23 protein-coding genes and 2 pseudogenes are annotated in these 25,555 nt (G+C 63.7%); 13 read left to right on the top strand and 12 right to left on the bottom strand.

The window, feature by feature from the left end; translation table 11 throughout:
• Nucleotides 1-63 precede the first annotated feature (63 nt).
• Both PDMSB3_RS33375 and PDMSB3_RS33380 read right to left on the bottom strand, forming a co-directional pair.
• Nucleotides 64-1,053: a substrate-binding domain-containing protein gene (locus PDMSB3_RS33375; RefSeq protein ID WP_007178173.1), complete on the bottom strand. Its 990-nt coding sequence runs from the start codon at nt 1,051-1,053 to the stop codon at nt 64-66.
• A gap of 53 nt (nt 1,054-1,106) precedes the next feature.
• Entirely contained in the window at nt 1,107-2,444 is a 1,338-nt protein-coding gene (locus PDMSB3_RS33380; RefSeq protein ID WP_007178174.1) for a leucine-rich repeat-containing protein kinase family protein, read from the bottom strand.
• Nucleotides 2,445-2,730: 286 nt separating this feature from the next.
• Between PDMSB3_RS33380 and PDMSB3_RS33385 the strand changes: the two genes are divergently transcribed.
• On the top strand, nt 2,731-3,363 hold the full coding sequence (locus PDMSB3_RS33385; RefSeq protein WP_007178175.1) for a methylated-DNA--[protein]-cysteine S-methyltransferase: 633 nt from the start codon (nt 2,731-2,733) through the stop codon (nt 3,361-3,363).
• A gap of 128 nt (nt 3,364-3,491) precedes the next feature.
• Nucleotides 3,492-3,797 (top strand): panthothenate synthetase, encoded by a 306-nt coding sequence (locus PDMSB3_RS33390; protein WP_165189189.1) that lies wholly within the window; start codon nt 3,492-3,494, stop codon nt 3,795-3,797.
• A gap of 72 nt (nt 3,798-3,869) precedes the next feature.
• On the opposite strand, the gene PDMSB3_RS33395 is transcribed toward PDMSB3_RS33390, so the two are convergent.
• From PDMSB3_RS33395 to PDMSB3_RS33410, 4 genes are all read right to left on the bottom strand, one after another.
• Nucleotides 3,870-4,736: a GNAT family N-acetyltransferase gene (locus PDMSB3_RS33395; RefSeq protein ID WP_007178177.1), complete on the bottom strand. Its 867-nt coding sequence runs from the start codon at nt 4,734-4,736 to the stop codon at nt 3,870-3,872.
• A complete protein-coding gene (locus PDMSB3_RS33400) occupies nt 4,733-5,974 on the bottom strand; it encodes a Zn-dependent hydrolase (protein ID WP_165189192.1) in 1,242 nt (413 codons plus the stop codon). Before PDMSB3_RS33400 ends, PDMSB3_RS33395 begins: the two co-directional genes overlap by 4 nt.
• Nucleotides 5,975-6,264: 290 nt before the next feature.
• Entirely contained in the window at nt 6,265-7,851 is a 1,587-nt protein-coding gene (locus PDMSB3_RS33405; RefSeq protein ID WP_007178179.1) for an alpha/beta hydrolase family protein, read from the bottom strand.
• A gap of 22 nt (nt 7,852-7,873) precedes the next feature.
• Nucleotides 7,874-8,776 (bottom strand): LysR substrate-binding domain-containing protein, encoded by a 903-nt coding sequence (locus PDMSB3_RS33410; RefSeq protein WP_165189195.1) that lies wholly within the window; start codon nt 8,774-8,776, stop codon nt 7,874-7,876.
• Nucleotides 8,777-8,979: 203 nt separating this feature from the next.
• Here PDMSB3_RS33410 and PDMSB3_RS33415 point away from each other — a divergent pair.
• Nucleotides 8,980-9,312: pseudogene (locus PDMSB3_RS33415) on the top strand (alpha/beta fold hydrolase); the annotation flags it as partial.
• An 11-nt stretch (nt 9,313-9,323) separates the two neighbouring features.
• Nucleotides 9,324-10,070 (top strand): SDR family NAD(P)-dependent oxidoreductase, encoded by a 747-nt coding sequence (locus tag PDMSB3_RS33420; RefSeq protein ID WP_007178182.1) that lies wholly within the window; start codon nt 9,324-9,326, stop codon nt 10,068-10,070.
• A gap of 35 nt (nt 10,071-10,105) precedes the next feature.
• Here the strand turns inward: PDMSB3_RS33420 and PDMSB3_RS33425 are convergent, their stop codons facing one another.
• The 4 genes and pseudogenes from PDMSB3_RS33425 to PDMSB3_RS33440 form a co-directional block, all read right to left on the bottom strand.
• Nucleotides 10,106-10,813 (bottom strand): dienelactone hydrolase family protein, encoded by a 708-nt coding sequence (locus PDMSB3_RS33425; protein WP_007178183.1) that lies wholly within the window; start codon nt 10,811-10,813, stop codon nt 10,106-10,108.
• Nucleotides 10,814-10,903: 90 nt separating this feature from the next.
• Entirely contained in the window at nt 10,904-11,347 is a 444-nt protein-coding gene (cynS, locus tag PDMSB3_RS33430) for a cyanase (RefSeq protein WP_007178184.1), read from the bottom strand.
• 194 nt (nt 11,348-11,541) lie between these two features.
• Nucleotides 11,542-12,600: a porin gene (locus PDMSB3_RS33435; RefSeq protein ID WP_165189198.1), complete on the bottom strand. Its 1,059-nt coding sequence runs from the start codon at nt 12,598-12,600 to the stop codon at nt 11,542-11,544.
• A gap of 215 nt (nt 12,601-12,815) precedes the next feature.
• Nucleotides 12,816-13,098, bottom strand: a pseudogene (locus tag PDMSB3_RS33440) (DUF899 family protein); the annotation flags it as partial.
• A gap of 203 nt (nt 13,099-13,301) precedes the next feature.
• Here PDMSB3_RS33440 and PDMSB3_RS33445 point away from each other — a divergent pair.
• Together PDMSB3_RS33445 and PDMSB3_RS33450 are read left to right on the top strand one after the other, a co-directional pair.
• Entirely contained in the window at nt 13,302-14,522 is a 1,221-nt protein-coding gene (locus tag PDMSB3_RS33445; protein WP_165189201.1) for a helix-turn-helix domain-containing protein, read from the top strand.
• 31 nt (nt 14,523-14,553) lie between these two features.
• Entirely contained in the window at nt 14,554-15,186 is a 633-nt protein-coding gene (locus PDMSB3_RS33450) for a Vgb family protein (RefSeq protein ID WP_007178187.1), read from the top strand.
• Between the two features lie 65 nt (nt 15,187-15,251).
• Here PDMSB3_RS33450 and PDMSB3_RS33455 read toward each other — a convergent pair whose 3' ends face one another.
• Nucleotides 15,252-16,142, bottom strand: a complete 891-nt coding sequence (locus PDMSB3_RS33455) for a LysR family transcriptional regulator (protein ID WP_007178188.1) — start codon at nt 16,140-16,142, stop codon at nt 15,252-15,254.
• 117 nt (nt 16,143-16,259) lie between these two features.
• Here PDMSB3_RS33455 and PDMSB3_RS33460 point away from each other — a divergent pair, with 117 nt between their 5' ends.
• From PDMSB3_RS33460 to PDMSB3_RS33470, 3 genes are all read left to right on the top strand, one after another.
• The gene (locus PDMSB3_RS33460) at nt 16,260-17,138 is read left to right on the top strand and encodes an NmrA family NAD(P)-binding protein (RefSeq protein WP_165189204.1); all 879 of its coding nucleotides are present in this window, start codon (nt 16,260-16,262) and stop codon (nt 17,136-17,138) included.
• Nucleotides 17,139-17,362: 224 nt separating this feature from the next.
• On the top strand, nt 17,363-18,040 hold the full coding sequence (locus PDMSB3_RS33465) for a hypothetical protein (protein ID WP_165189207.1): 678 nt from the start codon (nt 17,363-17,365) through the stop codon (nt 18,038-18,040).
• A 293-nt stretch (nt 18,041-18,333) separates the two neighbouring features.
• Nucleotides 18,334-19,842 carry an MFS transporter gene (locus PDMSB3_RS33470; protein WP_007178191.1) on the top strand — a complete coding sequence of 503 codons (1,509 nt, stop codon included), beginning with the start codon at nt 18,334-18,336 and terminating at the stop codon, nt 19,840-19,842.
• Nucleotides 19,843-19,867: 25 nt separating this feature from the next.
• Here the strand turns inward: PDMSB3_RS33470 and gudD are convergent, their stop codons facing one another.
• On the bottom strand, nt 19,868-21,217 hold the full coding sequence (gene gudD, locus PDMSB3_RS33475; RefSeq protein WP_165189210.1) for a glucarate dehydratase: 1,350 nt from the start codon (nt 21,215-21,217) through the stop codon (nt 19,868-19,870).
• A gap of 377 nt (nt 21,218-21,594) precedes the next feature.
• On the opposite strand from gudD, the gene PDMSB3_RS33480 reads away from it, so the two are divergent.
• The 4 genes from PDMSB3_RS33480 (at nt 21,595) to PDMSB3_RS33495 (ending at nt 25,504) form a co-directional block, all read left to right on the top strand.
• Nucleotides 21,595-22,305 (top strand): FadR/GntR family transcriptional regulator, encoded by a 711-nt coding sequence (locus tag PDMSB3_RS33480; RefSeq protein ID WP_007178193.1) that lies wholly within the window; start codon nt 21,595-21,597, stop codon nt 22,303-22,305.
• A gap of 346 nt (nt 22,306-22,651) precedes the next feature.
• On the top strand, nt 22,652-23,158 hold the full coding sequence (locus PDMSB3_RS33485) for a DUF2844 domain-containing protein (protein WP_157187723.1): 507 nt from the start codon (nt 22,652-22,654) through the stop codon (nt 23,156-23,158).
• 30 nt (nt 23,159-23,188) lie between these two features.
• Nucleotides 23,189-24,514, top strand: a complete 1,326-nt coding sequence (locus PDMSB3_RS33490) for a DUF3443 domain-containing protein (RefSeq protein WP_007178195.1) — start codon at nt 23,189-23,191, stop codon at nt 24,512-24,514.
• Nucleotides 24,515-24,685: 171 nt separating this feature from the next.
• Entirely contained in the window at nt 24,686-25,504 is an 819-nt protein-coding gene (locus tag PDMSB3_RS33495; RefSeq protein ID WP_165189213.1) for an alpha/beta fold hydrolase, read from the top strand.
• The last annotated feature ends 51 nt before the right edge of the window (nt 25,505-25,555 follow it).

Below are 25,555 nucleotides of genomic sequence, written 5' to 3' on the forward strand. Positions count from 1 at the left end.
TGAAAGGGCGTGATGCGAGAGTGAGTTCTCTTGCTCTCGCAGCAGCCGTATCACGACCTGCAATCAGCGATCCGCAGCCGTGACCAGTTGCAGCGGCGTTTCGATCACCCTCGACAGCTCGCGCTGCTTCTTCTGCTCCGTCACGGCCTTCAAAGCCACGTCGACGCCGAATATGGCTTGCCGCGCAGGGAACTGGTTGATCGTGGCGAGCACGCGGCCATCGGCGATCAACGGCTTGATCGCATCGATATCGTTATAGCCGGTGACGTAGACGCCGCCCGTTCTACCCGCGTCGCGAATCGCGTCGACCGCGCCCATTGCCATGTTGTCGTTGCCGCACAGCAAGCCGCGTATCTGCGGATGATCGTTGAGCATCTTCGAGGCGATGTCCCGCCCCTTGCCGTACTCCCACTCGCCGGACTGAACGGCGACGATGTTGATGCCCACCGCATTCATCGCGTCCCTGCAACCTTCCGTGCGCTGCTGTGCATTGCGATCGGCCGGACTGCCTTCGATGACGCCCACCTGATCGCCCGCATGGAGTCGCCCCGCCAGATAATTGCCGACTTGCTGCGCGCCCTTGCGATTGTTCGGCCCGACGAACGGCACGGAAATCCCGGCCGCATCCTGCGCGGCCTCGTCGAGCGGGTTGTCGATGGCGATCATGACGATGCCCGCCTTGATCCCGCGCGCGACCACTGCCGTTAATGCCTTCGAATCGGTCGGCGCGATGACGATCGCGTTCATCTTCGCCTTGATCATCTCTTCGACCATGCGGATCTGTCCGGTGGTATCGCTTTCGGTAGCCGTTGCACGCACGGTCAAACCGAATTGCGACGCGAAATGCTGCTGGTAGTCCTGCGCGGCGTTCGCCATTGCCACGGTGAACGGATCGGTCTGCGACTTCAGCACGAGCGCGATCCTGAGCTTGCCGCCCTGCACGGCCACGGCGCCTGCCGTGCCGCCAATGCCGGCCGCGGCCAGCGCGCCGGCAAACAACACGCGACGGCGCATCCGCGAGGAGGGCTTCCTTCGGGGCGTCTTCTGCGTCATTGAATCTCTCCTTCCGTGGCGGGCCGACGGGTGGCCGTGCTGCGCTTTGCCGATCATCGTTCGCCCTTCAGCGCCAGCAAACGCGCCGTGATTTCGTCGAATAGCGGACGGCTTTCGATCACCTCGCTCAGGCAATTGTCCTTCAACTCCACCAATAGCGCGGCGGCGTCCGCCTGCGAGTCTGGCCAGTCGCATCGTTCAAGCAATTCTTCGAGCAGACAGCCGTATGCCCTTACTTCGAGACGTTGGAGCGCGAGGCCGGTGCTCCGGTCTTCAGGTGCATAGAAGGAAGCGGCGCCGAAATCTCCCAACAACGCGCGCCCTTGACCGCCGTACAGAATGTTGTGTGCGTACAGATCGCCATGCATGATGCCTTGGTCATGCAGATGACGCGCCGCCGACGCCATTCCGTACGCAATGCCCAACGCCGAAGCCGCATCGAAACGCGTGTCGGCGCCATAGATATCGCGCGTGCAGGATTCGAGGCTGGGAGGACCGGCAAGGTTTCTGAATTGCGGATCGATCAACTCCATCACGAGGCCGTGCGTGCCCGCCGGATGATCTTTGACCTTTCCGACCACCGGGATCAGGTTCGCGTGATCGCCCGCGCGAATGCAGGCGGCCATCTCGCAGTCCGGCAAACCGTCGCTCGTGACCGTGCCCTTGAACAGTTTCACCGCGACAGCGCGGGACGCGTCGTGATGCCCCGCAAGCTCCGCACGATAGATGACACCGGAGGCGCCTTCGCCCAACGGCGCTTCGAGTTTCAACTCATGCCATGCAATAGCGGTCGTCGGCGTGTCGATCAGCGCCGCCGCTTCGAGCGCTTCGCTGAACGGATTGCCGGCGTACGCCAGCCAGGAGAGCCGCGGCAAACGCAGCAGCCACGCGGGTAATCCGCCGAGTTGGTTCGCCGCGAGACGCAGCAATTCGAGCCGCGAGCAGGCCGCCAATTCCTCGGGAAGCGCGCGCAGGCGGTTGCCTGCCAGCATCAGCTTTTGCAATTGCGTACAGCCGCCGATATCGGCGGGCAGCGCTTCGATCTCGTTGTCGGTGAGGATCAGCCAACGCAGTTGCGATGGCAGCGCGTTGGCGGACACCCGGCGAATGCGGTTCGCCTTGAAGCCCACCATGCTCAATTGCGGGCACTGCCCCAGCACTTCCGGCAACTCGGTGAACGGGTTGTCCGATGCAAAGAGAATGCGCAGCTTGCCCAGTCGCGGCAAATCGTCCGGAAGCGTCGACAGCGCGTTGCCCGACAGGTCGAGAACCTCCAGCGTATCGGCCAGATCGAAAATCTCGCGTGGAAATTCGCTCAGCCCGCATGCCAGTTTGAGCCGGCGCGTGCCCGCGAGTTGTCCGGCCCGTAGTTGTTCAAGTGTCGTCGTCACAGTCGTAGAGAGAGGTCCGGTTGCCGGTGCGCTTCGTATCGAAGGTATCAATTCTACTGAGTCGCGCGCCTGGCGCGAAAACGGTTGTACAGTGACGCATCGTCCGCGTTCCCTTCAGGACAGCAGCCCGGTGATGGGAGGCCTTTCACAAGGAACGGGACAGCAAGATCCGGAGCGCCCTCAGAGCGAACAAGGCTCACACTGTCGTATATCGGCGCGCTTGCCGCGCGCATTCGCAGACTCGCCTTGCAGCATCTGTGCCTCCAACCAGTCAGGAGCAAGCCAAGTGACATACGCCTACAAGCTGATGGACTCGCCCGTCGGCCAGTTGAAACTCGTTGCGAACGGCGAGCGCCTCGCCGCCATTCTGTGGGAAAACGACAAGCCGAACCGGGTGCGTCTGGGAGAATGGGTCGAAGCAAATGACCGTCCTGTCCTGATCGACACCGAACGGCAGTTGAACGAGTATTTCGCCGGCACGCGGCGCGAGTTCGACCTTCCGCTCGCCTTCCAGGGAACGGAGTTCCAGAAACAGGTCTGGGCCGCGCTGTTGACGATACCGTTCGGCCAGACGCGCAGCTACGCGGAAATCGCCATGCAGATCGGCAACGTCAACGCGGTGCGGGCGGTCGGCGCGGCGAACGGCAGGAATCCGATCTCCATCGTGGCGCCGTGCCACCGGGTGATCGGCGCATCCGGCGACTTGACCGGCTTTGCGGGAGGCCTGGCGAACAAGATGTTTTTGCTGTCGCTGGAGGCTGGGCAGACGTCGCTCGAAGCGCAAGCCGACCGGCAGACCGACATGTTCGCGGACGAAGGAAAGGCGAAGGTCGAAGCTCAAGCGAGATCCGAAGCCCAGACGAAACCCGCACGCCATGCGCCGAGCCGCGGCACGCAAAGTTCGCTGTTCGGAACCTGAGCGGCTGCACGCTCCGCAAGCGCCCCGACTTTGCGGAGCCGCGTTGAATGCTTCGAAACAGATCACGTTGACGCGCGCATAAAGCATCTATCCTTAAGAAGCCCTTTGGGCGTCAACAGGAGGATGACATGCGCATGCTTCTCAACATACGAATCCCGCACGAACCGTTCAACACCCTGGTGCGCGAAGGCATCGCCGGTCAAGTGGTCGGGCAGATACTGGAAGAGATAAAACCGGAGACAGTCTACTTCACCGAGCAGGACGGAACACGCGGAGCGGTGCTCGTCGTGGATATCGACAACGCATCGTCGATTCCCGCCCTCGCGGAGCCGTGGTTTCTGAAATTCAACGCCGACTGCGAAATGCGCATTGCGATGTTGCCGGAAGACCTGATGAAAGCCGGGCTGGATAAACTCGGCGCGAAATGGAAATAGGGGTTGCCGTCCGCGGTTCGCGGCTTGCGCCGCCGACGGCGATGTCATGGCGAAAACACCATCGGGCTACGATCAGCCGAGCTCGAACGAAGTCACTCCGAACACGCGCTCAATGGAAATCGCCGGCGGTTCATGGGTGTACATCCGCGCGGTTTCGAACACGCTCGTCATGCCGTGCCGTTCGGCCAACGCAACCGCATCCGCATTGATCTCCGGTACGTCGAAGAAAAACGCTTCACCCGGAATGCTCAACGTCAACGCGGAAAACAGATGGCCCGCAATTTCACCGTTATCGGCGAAGAGCGGGCCGATCTTGCTGCCTGTCCGGCAACGCCGCAATACGCCGTAGCCCACAACCCGGCCGTCGCGGACCGCGACTCGCGCAATCGCGCCGCGCTGCGCGAGCCATGCAGCGAGAAAGTGCTCGCGGCTGGCGGGAAAGCATTGCCGATCGTAGTGGCTCAGCGACTCGAAGGGTAGCGCCGAAGCATTGTGCAAATCAGCATGGGACTCGCTCCGGGCAATGTCTTGTACGACGCCCTGAAAGCGGATGTTGCGACAGGCGAGCTTGAATCCCGACCTCCTGTAATTCGCCTGCTGCGCGACCACGCCATCCAGACCCACGTTGCGGTTTCGCAGATAGTCCATGCCATGCCGCCAGATGCGCATGCCGAAGCCTCGACCGCGAAACGCCTGCTTCACGATATATAGGCCGATAAAGCCAAAGTCCTCGCCGTATGCGGCAGCGGACAGACACGCCACCGGTTCGCCGCGCCATTCGCCGATGAAGAACCCGTCCGGGTCCGCCGCGCGAAAACAGGCGGCATCGTGCAGACCGGGGTTCCATCCTTCCAGTGCGGCCCATTCCACCGCCAAAGCGACGTCCCCGGCCGACATCCTGCGCACGACGAAATCGTCTTGCTGGTTCAGGCTCGTCATGATCGTTTCGCCCACTCTTCATGCAGCATCGCCGCGGCAGCCGTGGCCGCGACCTGGCAGCCGAGGACGATGTGCGCCTCGGCCGTATCTTCGATGAAATCGTGGCTCACGCCGCCGATGCTCGGCACGAACATCATGCAGGCCGACATGCAGCGGGCGATAACCTGCGCGTCGTGCGCGGCGCCGCTCGGCATGCGAATCCATTGGCCGGGCGCCACCGCATCGGCGGCGCGCGCCAGATGGTCCGCGAGCGGGTTGTGCATGGTCACCGGTTGCATCGGTTCGTCGATCGTCGTCAGTTCGACGCTGACCGGGCCTTGTGCATTGAAGTCCCGCACCAGATCGGCGAGCGCGTCCTGCATCGCCTGCAAACGCGCGGCGTTCGCGTCGCGGAATTGCAAGTACATATCCGCCGCGCCCGGCACCACACTCAGCGAGCCCGGGTCGAGGTCGATGCGGCCCACCGTCCAGACAGTATCGGCATCCGCGAGCCGCGCGAACGCTTCGTTCATTCTCGGGATAAAGGCCACCAGCGCCGCACCGGCGTCGCGCCGGATCGTCATGGGCGTCGTGCCGGCATGGTTGCGCTGGCCGGTGAAGCGCAATCGCAGCTCGCGCAGCCCGACGATGGTGGTCACGACCCCAATGGACTTCCCAGCCGCCTCCAGCCGACCGCCCTGCTCGATATGCGGTTCGAGATACGCGACATGCCGGCCTGGCTCGAAACGCACACGCGGCCGCCCGGCAAGACCCGCCGCTTCGAGTACGTCTGCGAGATGTTGCCCTTGACGGTTCGTGGCGTCGCGGATCGACTCGTCCACGCTATCGCCGACAAAACTGCGACTGCCGAGCAGGCCGGAAAACGTGCCCTCTTCGTCGATCCACGACGCCACGTCCACCGCGAGATGGCTCGTCGCCTCGTGTTCCGCCAGCGAGCGTGCAATCTCCAGGCCGTAGATCACGCCCATCGCGCCGTCGAGCCAGCCGCCGGTCGGTTGCGTGTCGGTGTGAGAACCGATCACGAGCGCCGGCCCGCTTTTGCGCGAGCGCCCGAACACGGTTCCCACGCCGTCGATAACGGCGTCGAGCCCCGCTTCCGCCATACGGCCGGCCAGCCATTCGCGCGACGCCAGATCAACCGGCGAAAGCGCCAGCCGGACGACGCCCGGCCCCGTGGCGCCGAAACCGCGCAGCCGTTTGAGATCGGTCAGTAACCGGTCCGGATCGATCTTCACCACGTGCTCATCTCCTTTGATTGTGGGTTCACGCTACCGGGCGTGATTGCGCGGCGGGTCAGCGGCCGCACATCGCCTCGTGACAGTCCAAACGCAGCCAACTGCGCGCGCGGCGCTTCGTGGTACGTACTAAAGCGGTGAGAGAGGTCTGCTGCGGGGCGCCGTATCTCCCGTCACGGATTGAGTCGCCAATGTTTTCGCCACCGGTTGCGTTGTCTGCGCATGATAGCCGCAGGCGCTTGAAACTTCACGGACCTCGGCTCTCGCCGGTAATGTCCGCCTGATACGCGCGCTCAGAATCTGGCGAAGAAAGCCCGCGCCGCCACCATGCAGGACGACGCGACCAGTTGGCCGTGATAGGCCCGCAGTACCGCTGATACTCCACCCTCGGCCGCGCCACCGGCCACGGCCTGACTCGCGACTTCAGCCTTCGCACTCGCGAAACCGCGCTTGATGGGCGCGTACGGATCAGCTGGTCCGGCAACGGCAGAATCCACATCCAGCACGGACGTCAGCCCTGCGGACACCTTGGCGTTCTGCCAGTACGCCTGCTCGATGCGCGCGTTGAAAAAGAACACCGTGGGATCGGCCTCGCCGCCGCACAAAAGGACCGGCGCACGCGGCAACCAGTTGCGCAGGTCGTTGCGCCTGAACGCCTGACGCAACGGATGCATCGGATTCGATGCCGGCTCCATTGCTGCCGTTGCGTGGGGAAATGCACCATCGGGATTGGCCACGGCGTCCTCCAGCAGGGTCAGGCGATAGGCGTTGCGCACGAGGTTGGCCTTGCCGAATCCCGCCGCGAACAGCGGCATCAATACCGGCGGCGTCAACGACGGCATAGCGGGCGGCGTCAACGAGGCGAACTGCGGCGCGGGCGGCGCACTGTTAAAGAGTTGCGTCGACGGCAGTTTGCCTGCGGCGATCAACTTGTTGAGCGGCTGCGCGCTCGGCAGCAAAGTTTCGATACCAGATGCGTAAGCGGCGTCGTAGAAGTCGCCGGGCCGACGGTAGATATTCCCGTAAGCACGCTGGTAACTCGTCACGATCAGCGTCGCGAAGAGCGTCGAACCCAGGTTGACCTGGCCTTCGATGAGCGCGTCGGCGATAGCGGCAAGCGCATACGGACCGGAACCCGGCGCGGACGCGGTCACCTTCACACCCGCCGCCTGCAACGCGCGATGCGTCGCCAGGGCAACGAAGCCGCCTTGCGAATAGCCGGTGACGAATAGCTTCCCGTTCTCGTGTGCTCCACCGTCCGGCTTCACCTCGGCGAGCGCGAGGCGCGCCGCCTGCAGCGAGTCGATCATATCGGCGGATTGCTGGTCGGCGTTCAGATACGGGTGGTACGGCAGATCGGAGCCGGCGTAGCCCGCATAGTTGGTCGCCACGACGATATAGCCCCGCGCCGCATACATGGCGGCCACGCTCAGGCCTTCCCCGGCGCCGGCGCCGTTGCCGGGATCCGTTCGCGTGATATCGGCGAGGTTGTAGTTGCGGTACGCGGTGGTGCCGTGCGCGTAGAGCATCAGCGGACGCGCTCCGCTGCATGCCGCCGAAAGCCCCGACGGAATCATCAACGCGCCGCTCGCGTTCGTGGACTCGCCCGCGCCGCCGATGGTCCGGTAGCGAAAGCTCACGATCTCGATACCGCACGTGGGCGCGCCGGCAAGCCGTGCGAGCTGCCGGCCGCCCACGCTCGACGCCAGCAAGGTCGAAAACTCCGGCGCGCTCAGCGTGAGCGTGACGTGGTGGTCGAGAAGCTGGCCGCGTGCATTGCACGCTTCGTGACAACCGGAGCCGGCCTGCGCAGCGACACTCGTGCCCAACGTGATACTTGCCAGCAACCCGAGGGTCGCCCTTCGCATTGCTACAGACATATGACGCTCCCGCTTGTTGGTATCAGGGCGAGCGGCCGGCGTTCGCGTGCGCCAGCAACTCTTCGGCCCTCGAAAGAAACAGCTTCAGCACCGGCGATGTATTCGACCTGCTATAGCCGATCACGAGGTCGACGGTCGGCGTCTCGCCTGCGAGCGGCCGGCTGACCACCGACCACGGCAGCAGGTTGTTCGCATACTCCGGCATCAACGCGAGCCCACGCGTGGACGCGACGAGCGACATCGCCATAGCCAGGTTGTCGACGCCGTGGCCGGGCGTGACCGCTATGCCGTTGTCATCCAGATAGCGCTGGATCACGTCGTGCAGCACTCGCGCCTTGTTCGACGCCATGATGAAAGTCTCGCCGGCGAAATCATCCGGACGGATCGCGCTTCGCCCGGTCAGGCGATGGTCGCTCGGCATGAGCACGATCAGCTTCTCGCTACTTACCACCTGATAGTCCAGATCGAAGCCCGGTTCGGCACGCAGAAACGCAAGGTCGAGTTTGCCGCGCGCGAGCGCATCGGCAAGGTCTGGCGAATAGTGGCTCGATACCGTGACGTCGATGTTCGGCAGCTCGTCGCGCAGCACCTGCATGGCGCGCGGCAGCCAGGTCATTTCCTGGCCGGTCAGGAATCCCAGCGCGAAGACCTGCTTGGAAGGTCGCGCGGCACGGCGCGCGGCTTCAATGGCGGCGTCGACTTGCGAGAGCGCGAGCCGCGCATGGTCGAGAAACGCCTTGCCCGCCGCCGTCAATTCGACGCCGCGTGCGCTGCGGTTGAACAACTCCGCGTCGACTTCGTCCTCCAGGTTGCGAATCTGGCGGCTCAGCGACGGCTGCGACGTGTGCAGGCGCCGTTCCGCCGCCACCGTCAGGCTGCCCGCTTCGGCGACGGCCACGAAGTACCGCAAATGGCGAAGCTCCATAGATCCTCTTTGAATTCCGTTTGCGTCTTACCTGACGGGCATGCCTGACAGGCATGCCCGTCAGCCTACAAAGTCTTTTTCCTTTCCACAAGCCCCCGCTACATTACCCATCAGGCAGCAACGCCCAAGACAACCGAGCAAGCCTCGGCCTGACCCCCGCCTCCCGCTCCATGCCTTTCATCTATATTGCCGAGGAACCGAAAATGACCCCACCGGCTGCTTCGAATGACCCCGCCGTGACGCGCCACACGCACCAGACCGCCCCGACCCGTTATGTCGAAGCGAACGGCATCCGCTTCGCGCATCGCCGCTTCGGCAAGACGGGAGGCGTGCCGCTCGTGTTCGACATCCATTTCACCGGCACGATGGACCATTGGGATCCGGCCGTGACCGACTGTCTAGCGCAAGATCGGGAAGTGATCCTGTTCAACAACGCCGGTATCTCCAGTTCCTCAGGCGAAGTGCCGGAATCGATCGAAGAGATGGCCGCCAACGCCGCCGCGTTCATCAAGGCGCTCGGTTTGCTTCAACTCGACGGAGTTTCGCCATGAACAACCTCACGGGCAAGACCGCGCTCGTCACGGGCGCCTCACGCGGCATCGGCCGCGCCAGCGCACTCGCACTCGCCCAGGCCGGCGCACAGGTGCTGGTTCACTACAGCAGCGGCGAGAAAGAAGCGGATGCCGTGGTCGCGGAAATTCGCGCGGCCGGCGGCAATGCGCAGAAAGTCGCGGCGAATCTGCGCGAGGCCGACGGTCCGCATAAGCTGGCAGCGCAGGTGCGCGCGGTGATCGGCCACCGGCTGGATATTCTGGTGGCGAACGCCGGGATTTCGAAGGCGGTCAGCATCGATGACACAACCGTAGAAGACTTCGACGATCTGTTCGCCGTGAACGTGCGCGCACCCTACTTCCTCGTGCAGCAGTTGCTGCCGGTGATGTGCAAGGGCAGCAGCGTGGTGCTGCTCTCGTCACTCGCGGCGCGCGCCGCGGTCGGCACGCTGCCGGCCTATGCCGCGACCAAGGGCGCGGTCGATACGCTCGTAAAGCATTTCGCCGCCGCGCTCGGCGCACGTGACATTCGCGTGAATGCGGTGGCGCCGGGCGTCGTCGAAACGGATATGTCGAACTTCACGAAGACCGACGCGGGGCGCCAGGTGACGCTCGGCATGCAGGCGCTCAAGCGGGTGGCGCAGCCGGATGACATTGGCGGCGCCGTGGCCTTTCTCGCCTCCGACACCGCTCGCTGGATTACCGGCGAGACCTTGCACGTCGACGGTGGGTCGAAGCTCTGAGCCCGGCGAGGCGAACCTGCTGCCGGGCTCGCCGCCTACTTCCACAAAGTGCGGCCGAAAAACGTCAGCGTACGATCCCATGCCTGTTGCGACCACACCGGATCGAACTGCGTTCTCGCGATACGGCCCGGGCCCACGGCCTCTTCGTTGGCAAAGCCGTGGTGCGCGAGATAGCGGTAAAACTCGACATCGACATTCGCGCCCTTCAGTTTGCTTTCCAGCGCATCGACCGTTTCCGCCGTGAAGAACTCGTCTTGCGTGGCCCAATGACCGAGCACCGGCACTTTGATTTTCGATGCGTCGATGTACTCCAGCGGAGGGAAGCCATACCAGGCCACGCCGGCCGACAATTCGGGCACATTGCACAGCGCGAGCAAGGTCAGCGCGCCGCCCATGCAAAAGCCCGTCACGCCGACCTTCGCCGTTTGCTGCTTCAGATACTGGACGGCGCCGCGCACGTCCTGCGTAGCAGCGTCGCCGAAATCGAGCCCGTCGAGCAGGTGGTGCGCCTCCGCCTCCTCCACCGTGGTCTTGCCGCGAAACAGATCGGGCACCAGCGCCAGATAACCGGCCTGTGCGAGCCGGTCCGCCACGCCGCGAATCTGGTCGTTCACACCCCACCACTCCTGGATCACGACAATGCCGGGCGCACCCTCCAGCTTCTGCGGCTTGGCCAGATAGCCCTGGATCTGCTGGCCGTCCGGGCGGCTGAACGTGATCATCGAACCTGCTGACTGTTTCATCGGTTGCTCCTCGAAGTAGACGAAGCCGCTAGCATAGCCCCACTGTGGGTGGTTCTGCAGACTCGGTGCCAGGTCAGCCGATCGGTGCGATCAGTACGATTTGTAGGGAAGGAATTTGCCGCTGAGCACCACCTTGACGCGATCACCGTTCGGGTTCGGCTCACGCTCGATATCCATCGAAAAGTCGATCGCACTCATGATGCCGTCGCCGAACTCCTCGTGGATCAGCTCCTTGATCGTCGTGCCGTACACGCTCACGATCTCGTACCAGCGATAGATCAGCGGATCGGTTGGAACCGCGCTCGGCAGCGAGCCCTTGTACGGGACGATTTGCAGCCAGGCGGTTTCCTCGTCGGTCAGGTCGAACAGTTCACGCACGACGGCGGCCTGCTTCGCATCGAGTGTCATCTGGCCGAGCATCGCCGCGGTCGTCCACTCCTTGCTCCGGCCGATTTTCGTGGCGATCTCACCCCAGCTCAGCTTGCTTCTGACTTTCGCGGCGATGATTTTCTTCGTGACGTCGTTGCGATCCATGATGCAGTCCTCCATAAAAGTCGGGCGATACGCGCATGAGAGCCGTCGAGCGATAGTACTCAAGACGAAATAAGCGCGCTCGCCTCGACATGCCGCGCTTCAGGTTCGGAAATAGCGCGGCCGGTCGAGGTCGGCAATCGGCCCGGTGCTTCCGCTGCAATCGAATGCGACCGGCGGCACCGTTCCCTTGCCCGCTAGAATCGCTCGAGCACGCCGAACTGCACGCCCGCGACCGGCGCGCCTGGATAGGCGACCGGCAGCCCGGTCACGTTGACGCCGCGCAGGGTGAAGCCGGCGCCGTCGTGATTCGACAGATAGGCTGCGCTGAAATAAAACAGCAAGGTGGAAGAAAAGTTGTATTCGAATGCCAGGCTGAACTGATCCGCGCTCGCACCCGCACCGGTAAAGTCGCGCACGTGCGCATAGCCCACCGACGCGCGCATATTCGAAGAAAAGCTGTATTGCGCCGAGAGCGCGCCGCCCGCGCCGTGATAGAGCGGCGTGCCGCCATCGCCATTGAAGAAGGCGAGCCACACGCGCACTTTATCCACCGCGTACGTTGCGCCGCCGAGATTCGCGCGCAGTGCGCCCGCGCCGTGCGTCTGCTGACGCGCGTAGAGCAGCCTGAGTTCGTCGAGCTGATACGCGGCGGTAACGTAGTATCCGTCGATGCCGTTGCCATCGCTCTCCGCCTGATCGCGCGTGGCCATCATGATGGTGCCGCTGAACCCGCCGACGAGCGGTGAAAGATACGTGATCGCGTTACTGGCGTAGGGCGTGATCTTCGACAGGTTGTTGAGTCCGGACGCAATCGTGCCGGCGCCGAACGCGTCGAGATCGCCTTTGAACGGGATATAGATAGGCGAGTATTGCCGGCCGAAACGCATCTCGCCCCATGCGCCCCGGGCACCGACCCACGCCTGGCGGTTGAACAGAAGACCCGGACTCTGAAGCGAACCGTCGGCCGAGCTGAAGCCGTTTTCCAGCGTGAACACCAGATCGGTGCCGGCGCCGAGCGGCTCGCTGCCGCGCAAGCCGATCCGCGAACCGCGATAGGCACCCGAGTCCAGACGCGGCGTCCACCCGGACCCGGGATCGGTGATTTCGAGGCTGGTGTCCAGTACGCCGTACAGCGTGACGGAGCTCGTGCTCGTGCCCTGCGCCGCGAGGCTTGGCCCGCAAAATAGCAGCGCCGCGCCGCCGACGCCTGCACACCAAACCAGACGGCGGCGCCAGGCGGCAACCTGTGCCACCGCAGCCCACTTTCGTGGCGACTCGTTGAGTGAAGATCGCGTGGCACCGACCAGATGAAGTCCTCCACAGTGACATCCAACGTGTGTTTCCAGAACGATAACCTGCCATGTTCAGACAGGCCGCTCGCGGGCCCGGCTTCGACCATAACAGACCTGAGCCGGATTGCAATTTTTGGCTCCATTGTCGCGAGCGGATAGCGTGCCCGAGACGCGTGTCAGTGCTTCCCATACTCGTCATGGCGGCGCCACCAGACACCTGTTTCGTTGCGTCCCTTGGGCGCGCGGTCGAGCCATTGATACATACTCCATAGCGCATCCACGCCGCGCCCATAAGTGGAATACGTGTGATACACGACACCGTCTTCGAGCACGAATGCGCTCATGCCGGGCCTGTCGAGCGAATACGTGGGCGCGTCGGTTCCGCAGGCGCCCGCGAATTCGACGACGGGCGCCGGGGGCCGGCACGGCATCCATTGCATGACCGCCGCGCTGGTAGTCGTCGCTCTGCCGCGTCAGCGCCTTTTCGGCTTCGAGCAATTCGAGCCGCGCTGCAAACCATGCTTGCCGTGTGCCGATGGTGTGTGTCGTCGCCATGCTTCTCTCCTTGGTTCGCTATGCGAAGTGCTGCGGGGTGGTCGTGCTAGATTAGCCTCCGGCTTCGAACCACGGGAGTGACAAGTGTGGCGGGATTCGCGTAAATCATGGACTCGCTAGTGACGGCAGCAGCGCGCGCGCTTGCAGCGGGCGATCCGCTCGGCGCGCTGAACCGGGTGGCGCTGCGCAACGACGCGCCCGCGCTCGCGCTGCGCGGCATCGCTATGGCGCAACTCGGCGATCTGGTCCGGGCGAAGGCGCTCGTGCGAAGCGCTGCACGCGCGTTCGGTGCAAAGGAGCCGGTGGCGCGCGCGAGATGTGTCGTCGCCGAGGCCGAGATCGCGCTCGTCTCGCGCGATCTGAACTGGCCAACGAAAGCATTGGAAGCCGCACGCGCCACGCTCGAAGCGCACGGCGACCGGCTCAACGCCGCGCATGCGCGCTATCTCGAAGTCCGGCGCCTGCTGCTGATCGGACGCCTCGACGAGGCCGAACGCGCGCTCGCCGGGCTCGACCCCGCGCCGTTCCCGCCGGCCTTGAGAGCCGCGCATGAACTGGTGGTGGCCGGCGTCGCGCTGCGCCGCCTGCAGACCCGCGCAGCACGCGCCGCGCTCGAACGGGCCGGGCGCACAGCACGTCTCGCGAGCATTCCTGCACTGATAGCGGAAGTCGAGAACGCCTCGCTCGTTCTGAACGCGCCGGCGGCGCGACTGCTCGCGGGTGGCGAGGAACGCCCGCTGCTGCTCGACGAGGTGGAAACGTTGCTGGCATCGAAGGCGTTGATCGTGGACGCGTGCCGCCACGTGGTACGCGACGCGGGCGCGGTAATCCCGCTCGCCGGTCGCCCGGTGCTGTTCGTGCTCGCACGCGCGCTGGCCGAAGCGTGGCCGCAGGACGTGCCGAGAGATGTGCTCGTCGCGCGAGCCTTCCGGGCCAAGGTTGCCGATGAATCGCACCGCGCGCGCCTGCGGGTCGAGCTCGGGCGGTTGCGGTCGGTGCTTCGCACCGTGGCCCGCGTGAACGCCACGCGGCGCGGCTTCACGCTCGTGCCGCAACGCGCGCAGCAGGTGGTCGTGCTGGCGCGGCCGCTCGAGGACAGACATGCGCCCGTGCTTGCGTTGCTCGCCGACGGCGAGTCATGGTCGAGCTCGGCCCTCGCGCTAGCGCTTGGCGCGAGTCAGCGCACCGTGCAGCGGAGTCTCGATACGCTCGCGGCGCAAGGCAAGGTGCAGTCGTTCGGCCGAGGGCGGGCGCGTCGCTGGATGACCCCGCCCATGCCCGGATTCACGACGACCTTGTTACTCCCCGCCCCGTTGCCGATTGATTAGGATGGCAACACGAAAACAGGAGGGAACGAACATGAAACAATCAGCCGCCGAAATCATCGACGAATACGGTCCTTTTCCGGGCGTCGAAAAAGTGCATGGCGTAACGTACGACGGCCAGCATGTCTGGTTCGCGGCGGGAGACACGTTGAACGCGTTCGACCCGCAGAGCGGCAAGGCGCTCCGCTCGATCGACGTCGCCGCGCATGCGGGAACAGCCTTCGACGGCCAGCACCTGTTCCAGATCGCCGAAGACCGTATCCAGAAGATCGATCCCGAGAGCGGCCGCGTGCTCGCCACGATTCCCGCGCCCGGCGGCGGAGGCGACTCGGGCCTCGCCTGGGCTGAAGGGACGCTCTGGGTCGGACAGTATCGGGAGCGCAAGATCCATCAGGTCGATCCGCAGACGGGCGCGATCCTGCGCACCATCGAGTCCAACCGCTTCGTGACGGGCGTCACCTGGGTCGACGGTGAACTTTGGCACGGCACGTGGGAAAGCGATGAAAGTGAATTGCGGCGACTCGATCCACGCACCGGCGAAGTTCAGGAGCGGCTTGAAATGCCGCCTGGCGTCAGCGTGTCGGGACTCGAATCCGACGGCGGCGATCGCTTCTTTTGCGGCGGCGGAAGCAGTGGCAAGGTGCGAGCCGTGCGACGTCCCAAGTGAGGTTGCGGGGTGCGAGCCGATTCCGGGTGATTCCACACACAAGCCGTGTGTAATCGGCGCCTCTATCAGCCAGGTTTCCGCTCGCGCCCCGGCAAATCCTGCAACAGGTTCATGAACGCGCGCACTTTCGCACTCAAAAGGCGGCGCGAGTTGTAGAGCGCCCAGATCTCGACCGGCGGCCCGTCCGCCACTCCCCAGCAGACAAGCCGCCCCGCCGACACATCCTGCTCGACCAGCAGCCTGGGCAAGAGCGCCGCACCTACACCGTCCACCACCGCGTCGCGCACCATCAGCAGCGACGAGAATCGCAGCACCGGCTGCGGCGCGAGCGACTGCAGGCCGCCTGGCGTGTGCACCGTCCAGATCTCACCCGGCAATTCGGAAGCCCGCACGATCGCGGGCACCGGCAACGCGGCGGCGCCGCCTGCGAAACTGGAAGGCATCGACATGGCGGGCGCCGCGACCACGAGCCGTTCGTCGCCGAAAATGCGCCGCCCCACGAGTTGCTCGTCGCGCGACGGATTGATGCGGATCACGAGATCGTAGCCGTCTTCCACCGGATCGACCACGCGGTCTTCCGCAATGACTTCCAGCTCCACCTGCGGATAGGCCAACGCAAAACGCGCCGCGATCCGGCCCAGCACCACATGCGCGAACACGACCGGCGCGCTGATCCGCAATCGCCCGCGCGGAACCGGCGCGCGCGACGCCACCACTTCCCCCGCCTCCTGGATCTCCGCCATCAGCCCGCGCGTGCGCTCGTGCAGCACGAGACCTTCTTCCGTCAGCCGCAATCTGCGCGAGCCGCGCTCGATCAGCCGCACGCCGAGCGCTTCCTCGAGTTCCGCCACGCGCCGCGACAGCGTGGCCTTGGGACGGTCGAGCGCCCGGCTGGCTGGGCCGAATCCGCCGTGCAGCGCAACCGCATTGAAATCGGCAAGTGACGTCAGATCCATGATCGTTCCAAATATGAGACGAGGTGTCTGAATTTTTGCACTATCGCCGCTCAAATGGAACATCTATTGTTTGTCTACGGGCTGGCTTCCAGCCCATCCAACCCTTGGAGAAAAGTCATGGCAATTCTCGTAACAGGCAGCACCGGCGTGGTCGGTAAACAGGTTCTCGAACATCTGGCCGGTAGCGGCGCGCAAGTTCGCGCGCTGACTCGCTCGCCGGAAAAAGCGCAATTCCCGGACGGCGTCACGGCGGTTCAGGGCGACCTCTCCGACGTGGACGGATTGCGGCGCGCGATGAACGGCGTCAGCACGCTGTTCCTGCTCGCTCCCAATGCCGCGGACGAACTGACGCAAGCGCTGCAGACCCTGAGCGTGACGCGCGAGGCTGGCGTGAAAGGCGTGGTTTATCTGTCGGTGTTCAAAGGCGCCGACTATGTCGACGTGCCGCATTTCACCGGCAAGTACACCGTCGAGCGCATGATCGAACACTGCGATCTGCCCGCCACGGTATTGCGTCCTGCGTATTTCATGCAGAACGACGTGCGCCAGAAAGAGCCGTTGCTGACGCACGGCGCGTACGGCATGCCGATCGGCGCCAAAGGCATTTCCATGGTCGATGTACGCGACATCGGCGAGGCCGCCGCGCGCGAGCTGCTGCGCCGCGAGCGTGCCGCAGACCGTTTGCCGCGCGAGACGTATGCACTGGTCGGCCCTGACGCGATCACGTCGCAAAGCGTGGCGTCGATCTGGGCTGAAGCGCTCGGACGCGCGGTGCGCTATGGCGGCGACGATCTCGATCTGCTGGAACAGCGTTTGAAGGCGGCCGCACCCGGCTGGCTCGCTTACGACATACGCCTGATGATGAGCCGTTATCAGCAGGACGGCGCGGTCGCATCCAGAGCGGAGATCGATCACCTGGCTGCGCTGCTGGGCCGGCAGCCGCGATCGTATCGGGACTTCGCGAAAGAGACAGCGGCGGTCTGGGCGAAGGGTTGAGCGACTGAGACGGGCGACCAGGCAATGGGTCGCCCGATTCGACGTAGCGCGGCTATTCGATATTCGGTTGACTGTCGCATTGTCTGAGCGCCATCAATTAAACGGACGCTAAAGTTTTTTTCTCCTCTGTCGTTTACCCGGCATGCGCCGAGTGCCACATCAATCACGCCGCATAAATAACTCTAATCTGGCTCAAGTACAAACCACATTCCCTTCAATCCGTAATGAAAAAAACCATCGCAATCTTCGCCATTGCCGGCACGTTATTGACTTCAGGCTGCGCGACAGTTTCCAACATGTCGCCCACCACATCGACGGGTTCGGTCGACACGACGAAAAACTCGTACGCGTTAATGACGGTGACACTCAAGAACGCATATCACACCAGTTATCAACCGAGCCCTATCGTCGTGAATATGGAGCGCGGTTCGGCAGACTCGCGAGAAGACCGGCTGAATTTCAAATTCGACGATCAGGCCACCACGACGAGCGACACGGGTAATCACTATTTCATTCGCCTGCCGTTGGCGCCGGGTAAATATGTGATGCGCGGCATTACCGGCCAAAGCGGTATATTCCCTTTCCGCGGCATGTTCTTCACGCCGCTTCACGAAGTGGTCGAAATCAAGCCGAATTCGATTGTGTATCTCGGCCATATCGACGCTACGGTTGTCGAACGTAAAGACGGCGAACTGCGCGCGGGACCGGTCATTCCGTTGATCGATCAGGCGGCTACGGGTTTCAGCGGCGGGACGTGGGACGTTAGCGTGACCGACCAGTTCGACGACGACGTGACCGCGTTCAAGAAGGACTTTCCGGCACTGACCAATGCGGCGATTGAACGCGAAGTGCTGCCTGCCTGGGACAAACAGAAAGCAACCGAGTGGTGGAATAACCACTGATTCGACGCAGCAACGCTGAACGGCGCGCCCCTGCAATCGGCGGCCTGCGCTTCGCTTCACCCACCATGCCGTGCCGCTGCGCACGGCATTTTTTTCGCCCGACAATTCGTGGGAATAGTTTCGAATAAGGGGAAACCCGTATAATTCCCGCAAGAGGTCAGACAACTAGAGGACACCCGTCGTCAAGACCTTGGCCCGCGACAACCGCGCAGCGCCGCCCCTGAAAAGCCTTCTCTCCCAGATCCGTGAATCCGACTGCCACTGCCCTGCCTTTCCGCAACGCTCTGTTCGCCATGCTCGGCATCGGGCTCGTCAATATGCTGGTCGCACTCGACCAGACAGTCGTCAGCACTGCGCTGCCTTCCATCGTCGCCGAACTGCACGGCTTCGAGTATTACGCGTGGATCGCCAGCGCGTATTTGCTGGCCTCGGTGGTGACGGTGCCGGTGTTCGGACGGCTCGGCGACTACTTCGGCCGCAAGCGTTTCGTGATCGCCGCGGTCATCACGTTCACTATCGCGTCGGTGCTTTGCGGTGTCGCGAACGACATGCGGTTTCTCGTGATCGCGCGCGGCTTGCAAGGTGTCGGCGGCGGGATGATGGTCGGCACGGCGTTCGCGTCGATACCCGACCTCTTTCCCGATCCGCGCGCGCGCGTGCGCTGGCAGGTGGTGATGGCGGCAGCGTATGGCATCGGCACGGCGGCGGGGCCGTCGCTCGGCGGGTGGATGAGCGAACACTGGGGCTGGCGCTCTACCTTCCTGATCAATCTGCCGGTCGGCGCGGCCGCGCTCTATTTCATCTGGGCGCACCTGCCGAGCTTCCGCCGTCCGCATGAAGGCGACGTGAAGATCGACTGGCTCGGCGCGGTGCTGGTCGCCGCCGTGCTCGGCGGGCTGCAGGCTTTTATCGAAGCAGTGCCGAAAGACGGCCTGAGCGCCGCCAATCTCACGCTGGCCGTCTGCGTGATCGCCGGCGCGATTGCATTGCTGGTATGCGAAAAGCGCGCCACGCATCCGATCATTCCGCTCGACCTGTTCAGGGATCCGCAACTCGTCACGCTGTTCACGCTCGGCATGCTGTCGGGCTTCGTGATGTTCTCGCTGATCTTCTTCGCGCCGCTGCTGCTGCAAGGCGGCTTCGGTCTGTCGCCGCAACAGGCCGGCCTGCTGGCCACGCCGATCGCCGCCTGCATCGCGCTCGGCAGTCTGCTGAACACGCGCATCGTCATTCACATGAAGAAGCCCACGCAGATCCTTTCGATCGGTTTCGCGCTGCTGTTGTTCGCGTCCATTGCGCTAGCGTTTGCGAATCCGGACACGCCGCATCTGTGGATCGAATTGCCGATGGCCGCGGTCGGCATCGGCCTCGGTTTCATCCTCAACAATCTGAACGTATTCGGCCAGGAGATTGCCGGACGCGAGCGCTTCGGCATCACGACGGCGCTGCTGCAATCCACGCGCATGGTGGGCGGGATGCTGGGCACGAGCATTGTCGCGACCGTGGTGTCGCATCATTACCGCAACGTGGTCACACGCACGATGAGCGTGCTCGGCGAGCCGGCCGCCTCGCAATGGCGGCCCCGCTTCGTCGACCTGCGCATTCTGATCGACGAAGCGTCGCGTCTGAAGCTGATCGCGGATATGAAGCCGTCAGGGCTCAATACGCTCGCGTTGATCGACACGGCGCGCGATGCGCTGGTGCAGTCCATTCACATCGGCGTGTGGCTGACGGCGGTCGCGGCGCTGGCGGCCGCGCTGCTGGTGCAGCGCATCTCGCATGTGGTGTTTCGCAAGAGTTAAAGGCGCCGGCCGGATCATCGCTGGTTCAGCGCATGAGGCACGGGCGCCTGTTATCGAACTTCCAGTTCGGGACCAGATACTGCATGGCCACGCCGTCGTCGCGCGCGCCCAGGCCGTGCTGTCGATACAGCGCGTGCGCCTTCCCGATCTCATCCATATCCAGTTCGATGCCGAGCCCCGCGGCCTGCGGCACCTTGACCTTGCCGCCGACGATCCGCAGCGGCTCGCGCGTCAAACGCTGGCCGTCCTGCCAGATCCAGTGCGTGTCGATCGCGGTGATCCTGCCCGGCGCGGCGGCCGCCACATGGGTGAACATGGCGAGCGAAATGTCGAAGTGGTTGTTCGAGTGCGAGCCCCACGTGAGGCCCCAGTCATTGCACATCTGCGCGACGCGCACCGAACCCTGCATGGTCCAGAAGTGCGGATCGGCCAGCGGGATATCCACGGACTGCAACTGGATCGCGTGGCCCATCTGCCGCCAGTCGGTCGCGATCATGTTGGTCGCCGTCGGCAAGCCGGTCGCGCGACGAAACTCGGCCATCACCTCGCGGCCCGAATAGCCGTTTTCGGCGCCGCACGGATCTTCCGCATAGGCCAGCACGTCGTGCTTGTCGCGGCACAGGCGCACCGCTTCCGCCAGCGACCAGGCGCCGTTCGGGTCGAGCGTCACGCGTGCGTTCGGAAAACGTTCGGCGAGCGCGGTGACCGCTTCGATTTCGGCGTCGCCGGACAGCACGCCGCCCTTGAGCTTGAAGTCGTTGAAGCCGTAGCGCGCCTGCGCGGCTTCGGCGAGCCGTACGACGGCCTCGGGCGTCAGCGCCTGCTCAGTGCGCACGCGCTCCCAGTCGTCGCGGCCATCCGCGCCGCTCGCATAGTCCAGGTCGGTCTTGTTGCGGTCGCCGATATAGAACAGATAGCCGAGCATTTCCACTTCGTCGCGTTGCTGACCTTCGCCGAGCAGCGCGGCGACGGGCACGCCCAGATGCTGGCCGAGCAGGTCGAGCAATGCGGCTTCGAGCGCGGTCACCGCGTGAATGGTAGTGCGCAGATCGAACGTCTGCAAACCGCGGCCGCCGGCGTCGCGGTCGGCGAATTGCGTGCGCACCTTGTTCAAGACTGCTTGCAGATTGCCGATCGACTGACCGACGACGAGCGCACGCGCATCGTCGAGCGTCTTGCGGATGCTCTCGCCGCCCGGCACTTCGCCCACGCCGGTATGGCCGGCGCTGTCGCGCAAAATGACGATGTTGCGCGTGAAGAACGGGCCATGCGCGCCGCTCAGATTGAGCAGCATGCTGTCACGGCCGGCGACAGGCACGACGCGCAGTTCGGTGACGACCGGCGTGTGGTTCGCTTGGGAAGGTTTCGTGGACATGATGTCTCCAGGTTTGGTCGTTCAGGCGGTCTGATCGAACGCAATGTGGCGCATTCAGGGTTTCTGGCTTGCCGCACGCAATATGTTGTACGATGACAGTCTACTGTGATTTGATAAAACGCGCCAATGCGGTGTTTACCCTGCGTGAACACGACCACTACGCCTCAGCTAAGGCGCCCTCGGCTCCCAACATTCGAGCAACAGGCCAAAAAATAAGACGTCCGACAACTAGAAATAAGGAGACAACTTGCATGTCACAGGCAACTCCGAAATCCCGCTGCCCGAAGCGCTTGGGAGGCAGCAATCGAACCCGCCCATCTCCCACCAGACGCTATGATCGCTAAGTCAATACGTCACACAATCAACCCGCCACAGAAATGAGCAGCCTGACTGAGAAGGTGGTGGCCGCCCTGTCCGACGAAATCCGCCGTGGCATCCTGAGGCCGGGCGACCGCATTCCCACCGAGGTCGCAATGATGAAACAGCTATCGGTGAGCCGATCCGTGGTCCGCGAGGCAATTTCGCGCCTGCAGGCCGCCAATGTCGTCGAGACGCGTCATGGCATCGGCACGTTCGTGTTGGCGCCGGCCACGGAAAGCCCCGTGAAGTTGCCCGCCGCCGATCTCTCCAACATGCTGGACGTGATGGCGATCATCGAATTCCGCATCGACGTCGAGGCCGCCTCCGCAGCCCTCGCCGCCGCACGGCGCACCGACCAGAACCTCAGGCAGATCCGCGGCGCGCTGGAGCGGTTCGAGTCCGAACTCGAACGTGGCAGCACCGATACGCTCGCGCACGACATCGAGTTTCATCTGCAGATCGCACGCGCGAGCGGCAATCGCTATTTCTTCGACGTGCTCAGCCAACTCGGCCGGGCGGTAAGTCCACGCACGCGGCTCGGCTCCGCTGAGATCGCGGAACTCGACCATATCGAGCATCTGCGTAACGTGCTCGGCGAGCACCAGATGATCTATCGCGCAATCGAACGGCAAGACCCGGACGACGCACGCGCCGCGATGCGCATGCATTTGAGCAATAGCCGCGAACGATTGCGCCGCGCCCACGAATTGAGCAGAACGGACGACTGAGTCGGCCGCGGGCAGCTATGTATCCGGTTGCATGTGATTGCATGCGATTGCGTCGTGCAGAAATACTAAAGTACCCGTTTCGATGCAGCGTGGATGGAGAAGCGCGGCCGGACATTGCCGCGCGCCGCAGAGGGGAGACTTTCGTCGCGATGCTCATCGAACAACTCGGCGTGGATTGAAGTTGAATGCCAACCCGATGCGCGTTGCCTTTCATTTTCAAACAGAGCCCAATTACTTCCATTAATCGTCTGATTTAATTAAACGCGCTCGCGCTAATATCGGCTTTGCGCGAGCTCGAGGATAGAAAACGTTCGCGCGTATTCTCCAAAACTTCAAAAATGAAAAAATGCTAATGAGTCAGTTTCGAATGCTCGCGATCGCCGCAGCGTCGTTTGCGATGGCCGCTCCCTCGCATGCGGCATTAGGCGGCGCACCAACCTATCCGGTAACGGCCAGCAGCACGAACGCAGGGGCAGCCAGCCAGAATAGCGCGGCGGTCGCGCGCTTCGCCGCCAGCGCCAGTACTGCCTCCACGAACTACACCGTGAGCCAGACAACCCTGCCATCGGGCACCGTGGTAAGCGAGTACATCGGCGCGGGTAACACCGTGTTCGCGCTGAGCTGGCAAGGCCCGACCATGCCGCCGCTCAAAACGCTGCTCGCCACCTACTTCCCCTCCTACGTGCAGGCCCTCACCGACGCCCACGCCACCCAGGGCGGCGGCTACGGACCCGCCGTCGTTCATCAGTCGGGGCTGGTCGTGGAAACCGGAGGCCACATGGGCGCCTTCGTGGGCCGCGCCTATTTACCGCAAGCGCTGCCGCAAGGGGTGAGCGCGGACGACATCAAGTAACTCATTAAAATCATTAGAGAGAGAACAACAGTGCGCAAAATCGCAAGGATTATTGCCGCGGCGCTCGGGCTCGGGTTGGCACTCAATCTTGCCGGCTGCGGCGGCGGTGGCGGTGGCAGCAGCACACCGACGGCCAATTCGCCGGCCGCAACGAATACGCCCGCGCCATCGGGCGGTACGACTTCCAATCCCGTTATCAGCAACCCGACACCCAACGTGCTCGCCGTCGACGCGTCTGCCGTGCCCACGCCGGTGGGCGCGGGCAATACGATGCTGGTGACGGTAAGCGGAACGGGCATTCACAATCAGCCGATGGTCAGTGTCAAGATCTGCGCGGGCGGCTCCAACGCGGGCACGAGCTGTGCGACGATTCCGAACGTGATCGTCGATACGGCGTCGTTCGGGTTGCGTCTGGTTCGCTCCGCGATCCCGAATGCCACCTTCACCGCGCTCGCCGCCGAAACGGATCAATCGAGCGGCCTGCCGCTTGCCGAATGTGCGTTGTTCGGCAGCGGCTATGCATGGGGCTCGGTGCATACCGCCGACGTGGCGCTATCGGGCGAGATTGCGGCTTCGGTGCCGATTCACGTGATCGGCGATCCCGCACTGACCGTGGCCGCGCCGGCCGAATGCCAGGTGGGCCGGCCGCTGGCGAGCGCTGCCGATATCGGCGCAAACGGCATTCTCGGCATCGGCGTGAGTCCGACGGACTGTGGTTCACTGTGTGAGCTGACGGCGCGCCCGCAGTTCTATTACACCAATGCCGGCAACGCGACTTCGGTGCCCGTGAGCAAACAGATCACCAATCCGGTTTCGCGCTTCGCGCAGGATAACAACGGCGTGATTCTGGAAATGGCGCAGGTATCGGATAGCGGCAGCGCGACGGCTCAAGGCACGCTGGTGTTCGGCATCGACACTCAGGCCAATAATGTATTGAACGGCACCGGCGCTCCGATTCTGCGGACCGACCTGAACGGCGACTTCACGTCCACCTATAACGGGAGCGTGTTTACCGAGACGTTCTTCGACTCGGGCTCGACGGTGCTGTTCTTTCCGGATACGACGATCGCTCGCGACGCGTCGTCCGGATACTACATTCCGGCCGCGACGGTGGGCCGCACCTCGACGCTGGAGGGGACCAATCCGGCGAGCGTGACGCTCGGCTTCAATATCGGAAACGGCGCGACACTGAATGCATCGGGGAACAATGCGTTCAACAATCTCGGCATCTATATGACCCGCCAGTTCGACTTCGGCCTGCCGTTCTTCTATGGCCGCCATGTGTACTACGGCATTTCAGGCCGGGCATCGAGCGGTGGTGGGACCGGCCCGTACGTCGCATACGTTTCGAGCTGAGTGTTTTGTCGTCAGATCCCGTGCGATCGCTATAGAAAAGAAATCAAAGCCGTTCAGATCGCACGGGCTATTCATTACGTCGTGCCCAGACACAGAAACTCGTAGGACGGTTGATCTCCCGGCCGCAACGCTGGCAACCTAGCGAATTGCCACGCAGCGGAGACCACGGCGATGGAACCGTCCACCCAGGCGCACGACGACAACCTCGAACATTTCGAAGCACACGGCGCGGCGCCTCTGCCGGTCCCGAACGGAGAGGGCTACGTCGAGCATGAAGGCGCGCGAATCTGGTACGCGTCGTACGGCGCCGGCGTGCCGGTGATTCTGCTGCATGGTGGCCTCGGGCACAGCGGCAATTGGGGCTACCAGTTGCCGGCGCTGCTCGGCGTGGGGCGCCGCGTGGTGGTTGTCGACAGCCGCGGCCACGGCCGCAGCACCCGCGACGCGCGGCCCTACCGCTACGAGTTGATGGCATCCGACGTGCTGGCCGTCATGGACGCGTTGCAACTCGAACGGGCCGCGCTGGTGGGCTGGAGCGACGGCGCCTGCGTGGCGATGGTATTGGGCATCACCGCCGCGGACCGGGTGGCGGGCGTGTTTTTCTTCGGCTGCAACATGGACCCGAGCGGCACGAAGGCGTTTGTGCCAACGCGGACGATCGAGCGCTGTTTCAGCCGCCATGCAAAAGACTACGCGCAACTATCGGCGACACCGGATGACTTCGAAGCGTTTGTCGGCGCCGTCAGCACGATGATGAAAACGGAGCCCAACTATTGCGCCGACGATCTGGCTCAAGTCCGTGTGCCGGTCGCCATCGTGCAAAGCGAGCATGACGAATTCATCAAGCCGGAACACGCCGACTATCTCGCCCGCACCATTCCGGGCGCGGAACTGATCCTGCTGTCCGGCGTGAGCCATTTCGCGCCGCTACAACGGCCGGCGCAATTCAATCGGGTGATGCTCGACTTCCTGCGCCGGATTGGCGGCTGAACGAAGCGGCTGAACGGACAGTGGCCTCGCGGTGTGCTTTGCCATCCGGCC

Origin of the sequence: Paraburkholderia dioscoreae (assembly GCF_902459535.1) — a bacterium.
GTDB lineage: Bacteria > Pseudomonadota > Gammaproteobacteria > Burkholderiales > Burkholderiaceae > Paraburkholderia > Paraburkholderia dioscoreae.